Annotated in this window: 12 protein-coding genes; 5 read left to right on the top strand and 7 right to left on the bottom strand. The window is 63.0% G+C overall.

What is annotated here, in order from left to right:
* Positions 1 to 223 precede the first annotated feature (223 nt).
* Positions 224 to 1,132, top strand: a complete 909-nt coding sequence (locus ACSMEV_RS13965; protein ID WP_459205676.1) for a LysR family transcriptional regulator — start codon at positions 224 to 226, stop codon at positions 1,130 to 1,132.
* Here the strand turns inward: ACSMEV_RS13965 and ACSMEV_RS13970 are convergent.
* The 5 genes from ACSMEV_RS13970 to ACSMEV_RS13990 all read right to left on the bottom strand — a co-directional run bounded on the left by ACSMEV_RS13970 (position 1,118) and on the right by ACSMEV_RS13990 (position 5,691).
* Positions 1,118 to 1,897, bottom strand: a complete 780-nt coding sequence (locus tag ACSMEV_RS13970) for a substrate-binding domain-containing protein (RefSeq protein ID WP_459205677.1) — start codon at positions 1,895 to 1,897, stop codon at positions 1,118 to 1,120. The two genes, ACSMEV_RS13965 and ACSMEV_RS13970, sit on opposite strands and share 15 nt — an antisense overlap.
* Positions 1,898 to 1,915: 18 nt before the next feature.
* The gene (tcuC, locus tag ACSMEV_RS13975; protein ID WP_459205678.1) at positions 1,916 to 3,214 is read right to left on the bottom strand and encodes a tricarballylate/proton symporter TcuC; all 1,299 of its coding nucleotides are present in this window, start codon (positions 3,212 to 3,214) and stop codon (positions 1,916 to 1,918) included.
* Between the two features lie 526 nt (positions 3,215 to 3,740).
* Entirely contained in the window at positions 3,741 to 4,064 is a 324-nt protein-coding gene (locus ACSMEV_RS13980) for a DUF6555 family protein (protein WP_459205679.1), read from the bottom strand.
* A 143-nt stretch (positions 4,065 to 4,207) separates the two neighbouring features.
* The gene (locus tag ACSMEV_RS13985; RefSeq protein WP_459205680.1) at positions 4,208 to 5,380 is read right to left on the bottom strand and encodes a zinc-dependent alcohol dehydrogenase; all 1,173 of its coding nucleotides are present in this window, start codon (positions 5,378 to 5,380) and stop codon (positions 4,208 to 4,210) included.
* Between the two features lie 101 nt (positions 5,381 to 5,481).
* Positions 5,482 to 5,691 carry a con-10 family general stress protein gene (locus tag ACSMEV_RS13990; protein ID WP_459205681.1) on the bottom strand — a complete coding sequence of 70 codons (210 nt, stop codon included), beginning with the start codon at positions 5,689 to 5,691 and terminating at the stop codon, positions 5,482 to 5,484.
* A gap of 310 nt (positions 5,692 to 6,001) precedes the next feature.
* Here ACSMEV_RS13990 and ACSMEV_RS13995 point away from each other — a divergent pair, with 310 nt between their 5' ends.
* Positions 6,002 to 10,132, top strand: coding sequence for a CheR family methyltransferase (locus ACSMEV_RS13995; protein ID WP_459205682.1), 4,131 nt, complete (start codon positions 6,002 to 6,004; stop codon positions 10,130 to 10,132).
* A 57-nt stretch (positions 10,133 to 10,189) separates the two neighbouring features.
* On the opposite strand, the gene ACSMEV_RS14000 is transcribed toward ACSMEV_RS13995, so the two are convergent.
* Entirely contained in the window at positions 10,190 to 10,741 is a 552-nt protein-coding gene (locus tag ACSMEV_RS14000) for an ATP-dependent Clp protease proteolytic subunit (protein WP_459205683.1), read from the bottom strand.
* A 344-nt stretch (positions 10,742 to 11,085) separates the two neighbouring features.
* Between ACSMEV_RS14000 and ACSMEV_RS14005 the strand changes: the two genes are divergently transcribed.
* The 3 genes from ACSMEV_RS14005 to ACSMEV_RS14015 are packed head-to-tail and all read left to right on the top strand — an operon-like array spanning position 11,086 to position 14,053.
* Positions 11,086 to 11,871: an endonuclease/exonuclease/phosphatase family protein gene (locus ACSMEV_RS14005; protein ID WP_459205684.1), complete on the top strand. Its 786-nt coding sequence runs from the start codon at positions 11,086 to 11,088 to the stop codon at positions 11,869 to 11,871.
* Complete coding sequence (gene clsB / locus ACSMEV_RS14010; protein ID WP_459205685.1) at positions 11,868 to 13,091, top strand: cardiolipin synthase ClsB; 1,224 nt, start codon at positions 11,868 to 11,870, stop codon at positions 13,089 to 13,091. Before ACSMEV_RS14005 ends, clsB begins: the two co-directional genes overlap by 4 nt.
* A complete protein-coding gene (locus ACSMEV_RS14015) occupies positions 13,091 to 14,053 on the top strand; it encodes a lysylphosphatidylglycerol synthase domain-containing protein (protein ID WP_459205686.1) in 963 nt (320 codons plus the stop codon). The genes clsB and ACSMEV_RS14015 overlap by 1 nt, the downstream gene beginning before the upstream one ends.
* Before the next feature lie 27 nt (positions 14,054 to 14,080).
* Here the strand turns inward: ACSMEV_RS14015 and ACSMEV_RS14020 are convergent, their stop codons facing one another.
* The gene (locus ACSMEV_RS14020; RefSeq protein ID WP_459205687.1) at positions 14,081 to 14,773 is read right to left on the bottom strand and encodes a tRNA (adenine(22)-N(1))-methyltransferase; all 693 of its coding nucleotides are present in this window, start codon (positions 14,771 to 14,773) and stop codon (positions 14,081 to 14,083) included.
* Positions 14,774 to 14,849 lie beyond the last annotated feature (76 nt).

Consider the following 14,849-nt stretch of genomic DNA (forward strand, 5'->3'; position numbering starts at 1 on the left):
ATAGGGCCATTCATGGCTAACTCAACTAAATATTCATTTAGTCGAATTAACTGATTACCGCTCGACATTACGTCTGAGGGCTTTCAAAGCGTCTCTTACCCTAGCCTCTTATTCGAGTGGCTACCACCGCACGATTAAGCATTACCGCTGCGTAATGGCCCAGTCCGGTCAACTCACGTAAAGTCAGCCCCCATCCTTCAGCCTCCAGCGCGCGACCGCCCCCATGTCCCTCAACTTCGATCTGAACGACCTCCTGGCCTTCCGCGCCGTCGTCGAGCACGGCAGCTTCCGCAAGGCCGCCGAAGCGATCTCCATCACCCAACCGGCGCTGAGCCGGCGTATCGAAAAGCTGGAAACCGCCCTCAACGTCAAGCTTCTGGTGCGCACCACCCGCCGAGTCGATCTCACCAGCGTCGGCCGCGCTTTCCTTCCGCGCGCCGAGCGCATCCTCGATGAGGTCGACACCGCGCTGATGACCCTGGGCGACAGCAGCTTCATGATGACCGGCAAGGTCACCATCGCCTGCGTGCCCTCCACCGCCTACTATTTCATGCCCACGGTGATCAGCGCCTTCCACCGCACCTATCCCAACATCAACGTACGCGTCTTCGATGCCAGTGCCAACGACGTCAACACGGCCGTGGCGTTCGGCGAAGCGGATTTCGGTTTGAGTTTCACCGGCAACCTGGCACCGGAGCTGGAGTTCGAGCGCCTGCTTCGCGAGCGCTACGTGTTGGCCTGCCGCAAGGACCACGCCTTGGCGGGCCACGACAACGTCACGTGGGAAGAGATGTTCAACCATGAATACATCGGCCTGGACAACACTTCCGGCAACCGTCTGCTGCTCGATCAGGCGCTCTCGACCCTACGCCCTGCCCGTCCTTGCGTGTGCATGACGCGGCACGTCACCACAATGTTGGGCTTGGTCGAAGCAGGTCTTGGCGTGGCGGCGGTGCCCTCCATCGCCATGCCCATCGGCGACCACCCGATGCTGGTGAGCGTGCCGCTGGTGGAGCCGGAGGTGTATCGCGATGTGGGCGTGATCAAGCGCCGGGGTCGAACCCTGACCCCGGCGGCGTTGGAGCTGGAAACGCGGATCCGTGCGATGCAGCCTGTCTCAGCGGGGGACTGAATCCAGGCCAGTAGCTTGCACGGTCGGCTGTACGGCAGGCGACGCCAAGTAATCGAGCAGTGCCTTGGCCTCTTTGGGGTGGTCGGCATTGACTGGGATACCGGCCGCGAAGCGGGTTACCGATTGCAGGTCTTCAGGGATCTTGCTCACGAAATCGGCCCCTTTCACCGGCAGCAACTCCGCAACCTGTTGGAAACCGAGCTGATAATCGCCCTTCGCGACCACCGAGCCTACCGGCGTACGCTCGATCATCTTGCTCTTGGGCTTGAGTTGCGCCTCGATGCCCAACTTCTTGAACAGTTCTTTCTCGATGTACACGCCGCTGGCGCTGTCCGAATAGGCGACCGATTTGGCATCGAGCAACACTTGCTTGAGCTCGGCATCGGTGGCGATCGACGGCTTGGGCGCACCGGCCTTGACCGACATGCCGATGCGCGAATCGGCCAGTTCCACTCGCGACGCAGGGTCGACCTTACCTTGCTTGATCAGCTCGTCCAGCGCATAGCCGACCATGATCACGACGTCGGCGTGCTCGCCACGGGCCAGACGGTTGGGGATCGCCTCGGCGGCCTGGCCCATGGAAGGCCCGGAAATGGTGGTCAGGGTGTCACCCGACAGCTTGGCATATTCCGGCCCCAGACGCTGGTAGGCGGCAGAGAAACCACCCGAAGTCATGACGTTCAGCGATTCGGCTTGGGCCGTACCGGCAAGCGCCGTGCAGGCAAGAAACAGTGTAGCCAGTGAGGATCTGTGCAGTGCGTGCATAACGATTTTTCCTGATGATCAAACGGCAAGACGAGGTTGCGCGGCCAGGCGGCGGTACAGCACCAGCGTGGCGCACAAGGCACAGGCGGCGGCGAAGGTCACCCAGTAGGCAGGCGCCGCTTTGTCGCCAGTCAGGTGGATCAGCCAGGTCGACATGGCCGGAGTGAAGCCGCCGAACAGTGCCGTGGCCAGGCTGTAGGCCAGAGAGAAGCCAGCCACCTTCACTTCCGGCGGCATGATTTCGGTAAGTGCCGGGATCATCGCGCCGTTGTACATCGCATAGAGGAACGAGAACCACAGCAGCACTTCGAGCATGTGCGCGAAGCTTGCGGCCTGGGCCAGGTACGACAGCGCCGGGTAGGCGGTGAGCACGGTCATCACAGTCATGGCCACCAGCATCGGTTTGCGGCCGACGCGGTCGCTGAGCATGCCGCCGATGGGCAACCAGAAAAAGTTCGAGACGCCGACCAGCAACGTCACCAGCAAGGCGTCGGTGGTGCTGAGGTTGAGCACGGTCTTGCCGAAGGTCGGCGCGTACACGGTGATCAGGTAGAAGGCGCTGGTGGTCATCGCTACCATGAGCATGCCGGCCAGCACGATGCCCCAGTTGCTGGCCAAGGTCGCCATCACCTGTTTCATGGTTGGACGGTGGGTGCGCTTGGCGAAAGCTTCGGTTTCCTGCAAGTTGCGACGCAGCAGGAAGATGAACGGGATGATCATGCAGCCCACGGCGAACGGAATCCGCCAGCCGCCGTCGGTGATCTGGGCGGGCGTCATCCACTGGTTCAAGCCATAGCCCAGTGCGGCGGCGACGATGATCGCCACTTGCTGGCTGCCGGACTGCCAACTGGTGTAGAAACCTTTGCGACCAGGTGTAGCCATTTCCGCCAGGTACACCGAGACGCCGCCCAGTTCCGCACCGGCCGAGAAGCCTTGCAGCAACCGCCCGATCAGCACCAGTGCCGGTGCCCACAGGCCGATGCTGGCATAACCGGGCACCAGAACGATCAACAGCGTACCGCTGGCCATGATCGACAAGGTGACGATCAGGCCTTTGCGCCGGCCGACGTCGTCGATGTAAGAACCCAGTACCACGGCGCCCAGCGGACGCATCAGGAACCCTGCGCCGAACACGGCAAAGGTCATCATCAACGAGGCGAACTCGCTGGAAGCAGGGAAGAACGCGGTGGCGATCTGCGTGGCATAGAAGCCGAACAGGAAGAAGTCGAATTGTTCGAGGAAGTTGCCTGAGGTAACGCGGAATACGGCTGCGGCTCGGGATCGGGCAGAACCCGCAGCAGAAGGTGAAGCATGCATGGTCATTCTCCAGCGATATTTTTGAAATGCTTGTTACGCTTGATGCGGAAGTATGAATGACACATCTTGAAACGATTAGTGCTAGTTTTTCATCGATTGATGCATGCTGATTATCAATAGCAGCGCCAATTTAGCCTCGACTTTCCCTTACGAGATGACAATCCACCTCGCTACCCTCCCCGCCATCATCTCTTCCCTTGGCTATCAAATTGCTCGATTGAAGATGCCTGGTCACCACGGCCATGCGCCGACTCGACATGCGTCGTGCCCCAGGTGCCAGACACACAGGTACCCCAGCCGAATACGGCGTGGAGATGGACAAAGCTCAATCGAACGCGATCGTTACGCCAAGGCGTACTGGTGATGAAGGAAATTGTTTGGGTTCGCCCCTGCGGGTAACCCGGCAGAGATGAGCAAAGATACGAACGGAGCGCTGCGTGGACAGCATCGAAAGGTTTGCAACATCAGGCCTCTGCCAAGGCGGGGAATATGCCGAACACATGCATATTCGCAGAGGCCAGGAACACTAGGCCAGAACGGTCGTCTCACCACCGCTGGATACGTCTTCACCACCACCGCGCTTGTGCGCCCCATGGGCTTGACCGCCCGGTGGGGTTTCCCGGCTGCCGGACAGACGCCAGTGCACCTCAGTGATGCCATAGCGCTCGGCCATCGGCCGGCTGACCTTGCGGATCTTTTCCCTACCGAACTTGGGAATGATACCGATCCCGGCGTCACAGCTTGCCCAGTGCCACGCCTCTGCATTGTCCATGCGCTCCAGACGGATGATGAAGCTGCGCTCTTGGTCGTGCAGTCGGTAGTCGATGATGTAAAGCTGTGGAGCTGGCATCGAAGGGCCCTCCTAATTCTCCATGGATGACGTGTGGTTGATCGACGAAGTTCGGGAAAATTCAAAAGAAATCGACGCGCCTATACCAAAGGCCTGATGGCGATGTGCCGATTGTCAGGCCATGGTGTAGAGCAAGTGGAAAATCAGCTGCCCAATTGCAGCACGACCTTGCAGCAACCTTCGCGTTTTTCGTCGTACATCTCATAGCCGCGCACGGCATCCTTGAGCGGCAACCGGTTAGTGATCAGCCGTTCAGGATGCAGCTTGCCCGCTAGCAGGTGCTCGCACAGCTCCGGCAGGTGCTTGTGCACGTGGGTCTTGCCCATGTGGAACGACAGCCCTTTGTCGAACGCCGCACCCAGTTGCAGGCTGTGCATCAAGCCCGAATACATACCCGCCACACTGACGATGCCACCGCGGCGCACGGCCTCGATGCATTGGCGCAGCGCCTTGCCGCTGCTGCCCTCGAAGCCGAACATGTTCATCACCGACTCCAGCGTGGTGCCGCTGGCTTCGAAGCCCACTGCGTCGATGACCGCATCGACGCCCCGCTCGCCTTGGGTCTGTTTGAGGATGGTCCGTGCCGCATCCTTGTCGTGATAGAAGTTGACCGGAATCACGCCATAGGTATCAGCGGCGAACTTGAGCCGGTAACTGTATTCGTCCACCAGGAATATCTGCCCGGCGCCCAGCATGCGTGCGCACTCGGCAGCCAGCAGGCCGACCGGGCCGGCGCCAAAGATCGCCAGCGAAGAGCCTTCCCCGACCTTGGCATTGAGCACGGCCTGCCAAGCGGTCGGCAGGGTATCGGAGAGCAGCAGTGCCGCCTCGTCGGAGATGCCGGCCGGCACCTTGAAGGCATTGACGTTGCCCTTGGGCACCCGCACGTATTCGGCCTGGCCGCCCGCCACGCCACCATATAGATGTCCGTAACCGAACAATGCGGCCCCGCTATGGGTGGGGTGCTCGCCGGAAATGACCGTAGGCGTAGGGTTGGTGGTTTCGCAAGCCGCATACAGCTGTTGCTTGCAGAAGTAGCACTCGCCGCAGGCGATGATGAACGGCACCACCACCCGGTCGCCTTTGGCCACCTCCGTCACCGCGCTGCCCACTTCGACCACGGTGCCCATGAACTCATGGCCGAGAATGTCGCCTTTCTGAACGCTGGGGATCTTGTCGTGGTAAAGGTGCAAGTCCGATCCGCAGATACCCGACAGCGTCACCCGCACCAGCACGTCGTCGTCCTGCTGAAGGACGGGGTCGGGCACGGACAGCAACTGCAACTCACCTGCGCCTTGGTAGGTCAATGCGAGCATCGTGATTCTCCTTCAGACGAAAAAGAAACGACCCCACGGGAAACAGATCCACGTGGGGTCTTCCATCCAGCCTAGCAAAGGCTCGGACGTTGCGTAGTAGGCTATTGCGCGCCACTGCCCCGATGGCTGTTCCGACCGCCCTTGCGGCCGGCTTGGGACGCGCGCTGCGGGTCGTTGGCGAAATTGCCGCCCGACACCTTGCCGCCTTTCTGGCCTGCGCGGGCGGCACGGTCCGGGTCGTTGGCGAAATTGCCGGCGTTGGTCTCCTTGGTGCCGCCACGTTGGCTGGGCTGTTGTGTATCGCGCGCCATGGTGTTCTCCCTACTGGCTATGAGGTCGAAGGCAGCGGCCGGCTGCGGACGCTGTACAGGGTGTGAGCGCGATAGGGACAGGATGTTTGCATGACGCCCGAGGCCAGCTGACAAACGGTGCCAGGCCGCTTGCGCTGGCTGCTCGATACGGTCAACTGTGCGACCTTTACCCGGATCCTGAGTCCCAGGTGGCTTGTGGCGAATGTTTACCTCCGGCTGTCGTCGATCGATCTGCGACAGGCCTATACTCGCAGTCATTTTGCCTGGTGACTGCTTCCAGGACCCTCTTCGCTCGCCCAAGGCATTGCCGATGACCCCACGCTCTCCAAAGTCCACCCTTGCGGGCCCCAAGAATAAATACCTGAGCCCCAGCCACCTGGCCTTTCCCGTGGTGGGCATCGGTGCTTCGGCTGGCGGCCTGAAAGCCATCTGCAGCTTTGTCGAGCACACCCCGCCCGACACCGGCATGGCCTTCGTCGTGGTCCTGCACCTGTCGCCTGACCACCACAGCCAGGCCGATCTGATCATCCAGCGCCATACCTCGATGCCGGTGCGACAGGTCACCGAACCGGTGCCGATCCAGGCGAACCACATCTACGTGATCTCACCCGCCAACCGGCTGTCCACCAACGACGGTTACCTGCGTGTACGCCGCGCCGAGCGGCCTGGCGGCGCGCACACGGCCATCGACCTGTTCTTCCGTGACCTGGCCGATGTGCACCAGGAGCATGCCTTCTGCGTCGTGCTGTCGGGCACCGGCAGCGACGGCGCCGTAGGGCTCTCACGAATAAAGGAACAAGGCGGTGTGACGCTGGTCCAGAGCCCTGACGATGCCGAATTCGACGGCATGCCGCGCGCTGCGCTGGAAACCGGGCTGGTGGACATGGTCCTGCCGGTGGCGCAGATCCCTCAAAAACTCATGGAGCTGTGGCGCACTGCGCGGCAGGTGAACTTGCCCAGAATCGACGACGACCAACGCCCTCCCGCCATGGGCACCGAGCAGGCCGACCCGGAACGCGCCGACCCCCTGCTCGACGACATCCTCGCGCAGTTGCACAACAGCACGGGTCACGACTTCCATCACTACAAGCGCGCCACCGTGTTGCGCCGCCTGGAGCGTCGCCTGCACGTCACCGGCCAGACCGACCTGCGCGGCTACCTGAGCTACCTGGAAGGCGAACCCGAAGAGGCCCAGGCCTTGCTGGCCGACATGCTCATCGGCGTGACCAACTTCTTCCGCGACCGCGAGGCCTTCGAAGCGCTGGAGCGCCATGTGCTGCCGTCGCTGGTCAGTGACCGCGACGACCCGCTCGAGCACCACGAGATGCGCATCTGGTCGGCCGGTTGCTCATCAGGCGAGGAAGCCTATAGCGTGGCCATGATGGTCATTGAGCAGTTGGCCATGGAGCAGCGCAGTGCCAAGGTCCAGGTGTTCGCCACCGACCTCGACGAGCGCGCCATCGCCCAGGGCCGGGCCGGGCTGTACACCGAGTCGATCGCAGCCGACGTCACGCCCGCGCGCATTCGCCAGTTCTTCGTCAAGGAAGAGCAGCACCTGCGGGTGCGCAAGGAAGTGCGCGAAAAGGTGCTGTTCGCCCGCCACAACCTGCTGTCCGACCCGCCGTTCTCGCATCTGGATCTGGTGGTCTGCCGCAACCTGCTGATCTACCTCGACCGCGACGTGCAGCGCGAGATCCTGCGCATGTTCCACTACGCCCTGCGGCCAGGCGGCTACCTGTTCCTCGGCAGTTCCGAGTCGGCCGACGTCGCCGCCGAGTTGTTCACGCCCATCGACAAGCGCAACCGCATCTTCCGTGCGCGCAACGTGCAAAGCCGCGCGCGGCGCTCCAGCCAACTGCCCGCGTCGAGCGACAGCCTGACCAGTAGCGAGCCGGCAAAGGCCAAGGGACGTCCAGGTCGCAAGCTGTCCTACGCCGAAATCCATCACCGTGCCCTGGCCCGGCGCACCCCGCCAAGTCTGATCGTCGACCCCGACGGCCATATCCTGCACATGAGCGATGGCGCCGGGCGCTTCCTGCGGCACATGGGCGGCGAACCCAGCCGCACCCTGCTGAATCTGGTGCTGGCACCCTTGCGCCCGGCCTTGCGCAGTACGCTTCTGCAAGCCCAACACACCGGGCAGGCCGTGACCTCGCGGTCGGTCAACCTCGACAGCAGCCAGGTCGACATCCTGGTTCAGCCGCATACCGACGAGCCCAGCGGCAGCGAATGCCTGTTGGTGGTGTTCGAAGAGCGCGAACCTGATCGTCCGGTAGCGGTGACCACCGGTATCCAGCAGACCGACGACATGATCCTCGCCACCCTCGAAGGCGAGCTGCAGCGCACGCGTTTGCAATTGCAGGAAACCATCGAGCAATCGGAGATATCCAGCGAAGAGCTGACCGCCTCCAACCAAGAAATGCAGGCCATCAACGAAGAGCTGCGCTCGGCCAGCGAAGAGCTGGAGACCAGCAAGGAAGAGTTGCAGTCGATCAACGAAGAACTGCTCACGGTCAACTACGAACTCAAGACCAAGGTCGAGGAAACCGACAAGGTCAACGACTACCTGAGCAACCTGATCGCCTCCACCGACATCGCCACGGTGTTCGTCGATCGCAATCTGCACATCCGCTGGTTCACCCCGCGCGCCACCGACATCTTCAGCATGCTGCCCGTCGACACCGGCCGCTCGCTGCTCGACATCACCCACCGCCTGGAATACCCGGAGCTCGCCGACGACGCACGCGCCGTGGCCGAGCGCGAGACCACCATCGAACGCGAGGTCGTCGGACGCAACCAGCGCTGGTACCTGGCACGCCTGTTGCCGTACCGCTCCAGCGAGCAGCACATCGACGGCACCGTACTGACCTTCATCGACATCAGCCAGAGCCGCGCTGCGGAAGAGAACCTGCGACTGGGCGAAGAGCGCATGCGCCTGGTAGCCGAAAGCACCCATGAGTTCGCCATCATCCTGCTCGATGAACATGGTGTGATCACCGACTGGAACACCGGCGCTGCGCTGATCTTCGGTTATGCCAAGGACGAAGTGATCGGTCGTCATTTCGAACTGATCTTCACCTCGGACGATCGCCGCGACGGCATACCCGAGCGCGAGTTGCGCGAAGCCAGGCGTCAGGGCCGTGGCCAGGACGAACGCTGGCACGTGCGCAAAGACGGCAGCCGCTTCTACTGCAGTGGCGAAGTCACCCAACTGGCCGGCAACCGTCTGGCCTATGTCAAGATCGCCCGTGACCTGACCGGGCACAAGCGCCTGCACGACGAGCAGAGCAAGCGCCTGGCCGAATCGCAGAGCAGTAGTCATTTGAAGGACGAGTTCTTCGCGGTCATGTCCCACGAGCTCAAGCACCCGCTCAACCTGATCCAGCTCAACGCCGAAATCCTGCGTCGCCTGCCGCTGCTGAGCGGTTCCAGCTCAGCCAGCAAGGCGGTGGGGGTGATTTGCGAAGCGGTCACCAGCCAGGCGCGGATCATCGACGATCTGCTCGACGTGGCACGTATCCGCACAGGCAAGCTCAAGCTCAAGACCCAGCCAGTGGACCTATGCGCCACCTTGCGTGGTATTCATGCCGTAGTGCAGAGCGAGCAGTACCCGTGCAATGTCATCCTCGAACTGCCACCCAGCGACGTCGAGGTGTACATCGACGGTGACAACACACGCCTGGAGCAGATCATCTGGAACCTGCTCAACAACGCCATGAAGTTCAGCCCTGCCCACAGTGACATCCACTTGGCCCTATCGAGCCACGACGGCTGGGCGCAACTGGACGTGATCGACCATGGCATCGGGCTCAACCCCGAGAGTCTCGAAAACATTTTCGAGCTGTTCAGCCAGGCCGAGCCGCAGGTTGCACAGCCCGGCCGCGAGGGGTTGGGCATCGGCCTGTCGCTGGTGCGCCAACTGGTCGAAGCGCATGGAGGCAGTGTGGTGGCCCGCTCGGCAGGCTTGGGCCAGGGCTGCACCTTCACCGTACGTCTCGAATGTTGCAACAACGACCGGCAGGCGTACGCAGCCGTTACTGAAGAGCAAGAGCTCGGACGCCTGAGTGGCGTGCATGTGCTGCTGGTGGACGATTCGCCCGATGTGCTCGACGTCATGCAACAACTGTTGGAGATGGAGAGCGCCCAGGTCACCGCGTTCAGTGATCCCATCCGGGCCTTGGCGGCAGCGGGCACGGGCAGTTACGACATCATCCTCTCGGATATCGGTATGCCCGGTATGGACGGCCATGCGCTGATCAAGGCGTTGCGCAAGTTGCCGAACCTGCGCAGCACGCCCGCGATCGCCTTGACCGGCTACGGCGCCAGCGCGGACCAGCACAAGTCGCGGCAGTCCGGCTTCGACCGGCATCTGAACAAGCCGGTGGGCTATGACGAGCTGATCGACACCATCGAGTCGCTGAGTGCCAGCGAACCTTACTGAGCCCGGGCAACGCGGCCGCACATGCGGCCCCTGCTGCACCGCACCCCATTCCTAGACTCAGGCATGCACGCTCCACTGCACCGCATCCGCCTCGATCGGCAATTCGTCGATTTCGGTCAGCATGCCGCTGGCCAGGCCCTCTTTGGGGCTGAGAATGCGCGGGTGGGACATCAGGTAGCGCGGCACGTCCAACGGCTCGGCCGCACCCGCCGTGCGCTCGGCCACGATATCGGCGTACAGGCGCAGGTCGTAGTCCAGGCTCATGGCGTATTCGGCCATGCGGCCATGGTCGACCGAGCCGTGTAGTGTCCAGTGGAACGGGTGGAAGAGGAACTTGCTGTAGGTGCAGGCCGTACGGCGTTCGCCGGCCAGGAACAGGATGTTGCCCATCGACTCCACGGTGCCCAGGTTGTGAGTGTGCACCGGAATCGGCAGCGAGCGCAGGAAGTTGTAGAGGGTGAAGCCGTAGCTGCACTCGCCGCCCATGGTCGCTACGTTGATCTGGATGAGCGTCGCCTCTTGGTGCAGCGCTTTGGCACAGGTGTTGATGAGGTTGCCGCAGGTCGATGAGTTGATCGGCCCGGTGTAGTGGATGATGTGTCTGGCCATGGGGGCCTCCGTCAGGGCGGGTGGCGCGAATGCGTCTTCGGTGGAATCGCGGGGCCGGGCAAAGTTCCACCGGCCCTGCCCTGCACAGCGCTCGGGCGTGGCGCTGTGTGACCGACGCCGCTTGCCCTGGGCACTGCTCACGAAGGCTTTTGACAACGGGGTTTACAGCCCGCAGCTGATTACGTCGTCCGGTGAACCTCGCGGACCCGCCACAGGTCGATTCCATATCGACTTTTGGAGACTTCCCGCGTGCGCGAACCCCGCCTCGACTCCCGCCGCTGCCCAGCAGCCATACATTCTGTGCGAACGTGGCCAACAGCTACGCGCATGCTCGGAGTAGCACCATGACTGTCCGCAGCACGCAATCCAGTCCCGCTGCGGCCGCCGTTACGGCGGTCAACCGCCTGAACGTCCTGACGCTCAACGTGCACAAGGGTTTCACCCCCTTCAACCGACGCTTCATCCTGCCCGAGCTGCGCGACGCGGCCCGTGCCACCGACGCGGACCTAGTGTTCCTGCAAGAAGTGCACGGCAGCCATCGCGAGCACGCCGAACGCCATCCGACCTGGCCCGAGGCGCCGCAATACGAGTTTCTGGCCGACAGCATGTGGCCGCAGTTCGCCTATGGCCGCAATGCCGTGTACCCCCATGGCGACCATGGCAACGCGCTGCTGTCGAAATTCCCCATCACGTCCTACGACAACCTCGACGTGTCGGTAGAAGGCAATGAGCAACGTGGGCTGTTGCACTGTCGCCTGGAAGTGCCGGGCCATGACGAAGTGCATGCCGTCTGCGTGCATCTGGGGCTGCGCGAAGCGCACCGCCAGCGCCAGGTCCGGCTGCTGCTGGAGTTGCTCGACAGCCTGCCGTCCAACGCGCCGGTGATCATCGCCGGCGACTTCAACGACTGGCGCCTCAAGGCCGACGCGGTGCTCTCCGAGCGTTTGGTCGAAGCCTTCGGCGAGCGGTATGGCACGCCGGCGCGCAGCTTCCCGGCACGCCTGCCGCTGCTGCGCCTGGACCGCATCTACCTGCGCAATGCCATGCCCAGCCACGCGCAGGTCCTGTCCAAATACCCCTGGTCGCACCTTTCCGACCATGCTCCCCTCGCTGCGCAGGTGATCCTATGAAACGCCCATGGGCACAAGGCAACAAAGTCGACCTACTGATCAACGGCGAGCAATTCTATCCCCGGGTGTTCGAGGCGATCGCCCAGGCGCGGGAAGAGGTGCTGTTGGAAACCTTCATCATCTACGACGACAAGGTCGGCCAGCAGCTACGCCAGGCGCTGATCGACGCCGCCAACCGTGGTGTGCGGGTCGAAGTGGCGGTGGATGGTTATGGCTCGGCTTCGCTGAGCGATGCCTTCGTCTCGTCCATGACCCAGGCCGGCGTAGGCTTTCATGCCTTCGACCCGCAACCGCGGGTGGCCGGCATGCGCACCAACCTGTTCCGCCGCCTGCATCGCAAGATCGTGGTGATCGACGGCGTGCGCGCCTTCATCGGTGGCATCAACTTCAGCATCGACCACCTGGGCGAGTTCGGGGCCATGGCCAAGCAGGACTATGCGGTGGAGGTCACCGGCCCCGTGGTGACCCAACTGCATTCGGCCAGCAAGCGCCTGATGAGTGGGGTTTTGCAGCCGCCCAGCCAAGTCCATCCGCAGCTCGAACCCACCGGCGAGGTGACGTGCGTGGTGGCCGAGCGCGACAACGGCATGCACCGCAAGGACATCGAGGCCTACTACATCGAAGGCATCCGCATGGCGCGCGAGCGCATCGTCATCGCCAACGCCTATTTCTTCCCGGGTTATCGCCTGCTGCGCGAACTGCGCAATGCGGCGCAGCGTGGCGTGGAGGTGATCCTGATCCTGCAGGGCCAGCCGGACATGCGCTGGGTGCGCGCGGTGTCGCGCCTGCTCTACAACTACCTGCTGCGCCACGGCGTGCACGTCTACGAATACATCCAGCGGCCTCTGCACGGCAAGGTGGCGCTGATCGACGACGAGTGGGCGACCGTGGGCTCTAGCAACCTCGACCCGCTCAGCCTGTCGTTGAACCTGGAAGCCAACCTGATGATCCGCGACCGGGCTTTCAACCAGCAGTTGCATACGCACTTGCAGGAGCTGCTCGACCACCACTGCAAGACCGTGACCCTGGAGCGCATGATCCGCGGTTACTGGTGGCGCGCGCCCCTGATCTTCATCGGTTTCCATGTCACGCGCTTCTTCCCCCGTGTGGCCGGTTGGCTGCCGGCGCATCGCCAACGCCTGCAATCGTTGCAACCGGAGGTCCAGCACAGCACCAATACCCACCCCAACAACACCGACCTGCACGAGGGGCCGACCTGATGCCAGCCAAGCAAACCTGGATGACCTGGGGCAAGCGCGTGCTGACCCTGCTGTTCATCGTCCTCATCCCCGCCTTGCTCTATTCCCTGGCGCGCAACCTGGACTGGAACGAAGTGCGCGATTCATTGATGGCTTACAAGCCCAGCACACTGGCGATCGGACTGGGCATCGCCGCGTGCAGCTACGGGGTGTTCGCCAGCTACGACTTGCTGGCGCGGGCCTATACCGGGCACAAGCTGCCCGCACGGCAAGTGTTACCGGTGGCGTTCGTCTGCTACGCCTTCAACCTGAACTTCACCACGTGGGTGGGTGGCGTGGCCTTGCGCTATCGGCTGTACGGTCGCCTGGGCCTGGATAACGCCACCATCACGCGCATTCTCACGCTGGGGATCTTGACCAACTGGATGGGCTACATGCTGGTCGCAGGCAGCGTATTCGCCTTGCGCCAGGTGCAGTTACCGGACAACTGGGCGGTGGGCGTGACCGGTCTGCAATTGATCGGTGTGGCGATGCTGGCGGTGGTCGCGGCCTATCTGCTGGCTTGCGGGTTGGCCAAGCGCCGCGAATGGTCGGTACGCGGGCACGAGATCACCTTGCCGTCGCTGCGTCTGGCGCTGTGCCAGGTGGCCCTGGGTGGCAGCAACTGGCTGCTGATGGCCGCGCTGATCTGGTGGTTGATGCCGCAGGAAGTGTTCTTCCCCTCGGTGTTCGGCGTCCTGATGATCAGTTGCGTGGCCGGCGTGGTGGCGCACATTCCGGCGGGCCTGGGCGTGCTGGAGACGGTGTTCCTCGCGCTGCTGCAAGGCCAGTTGAGCCAGGGCAATCTGGTCGCGGCCCTGCTGGGCTACCGCACCCTGTACTACCTGATCCCGTTGGTGATCGCCGTGGTCGCCTACCTGGTGTTGGAGAAACGCGCCAAGGCGCTGCGCAAGCAGACCGAAACCCACCCCGCACGTTCTTGAGCCCGCCTGGGCTGGCCTTGGCCGAGGTCAGCCCAGCAGCTCGGTGATCCATTGCACCTGCTGCCCGACTTCCTGCCTTTTCGCTTCCGACACATCGCGTGCTTTGGGCCAGCTGGCCATCACCCGCTGCTTGCGTTGCAGGTTCAACCGCCACTTGGCCAGGAACAGCGGGCTGCGCTGGGCCATCAACAGCGGGCCGAAGTAGCATTCCTGCGGTGTATAGCGTGGTCCGTCGCCCCGTTGTGCCACGACGATCTCATAGGTGAATGCGTTCTCTTCGAGCATTTCCTCATGAACGATGCGGTAGCCATGGTCGTTCAGCCAGCCACGGGTGACCCATTCGCGCACGTTGGGTTGCAGCACCAGCAACTCGCTGCCGTTCAGACGCTGGTGGTCGGCTGCGAGGATGTCGCGGATGGTTTCACCGCCCATGCCGCACATCGTGACGGCGCTGACCGCATCGTCCGGTCGCAGCACGCTCAGGCCGCTGCCCAGGCGCACATCGATGACGTCTTGCAGTTCGTGCTTACGCACCATGCGCTGGGCCGACTCGAACGGCGTGCGCGCCACCTCGCCGGCGATGGCGCCGACGAGGGTGCCGCGCAGCGTCAGGGCGATGGGCAGATAGCCATGGTCCGAGCCGATATCGGCCAGGCGCGCGCCCTGCGGGACGTGTGCAGCGACCCGTTCCAGGCGCTGCGACAGTGTGTTCTCGTTCAACCCTGACCTCGGTATGCGCTTCGACTCTGTGGGGGCGCGATTCTGCGGATGCGGGGCGCGCATTACAAGCCATCAC

It is taken from the genome of Pseudomonas sp. MLB6B (assembly GCF_054508135.1).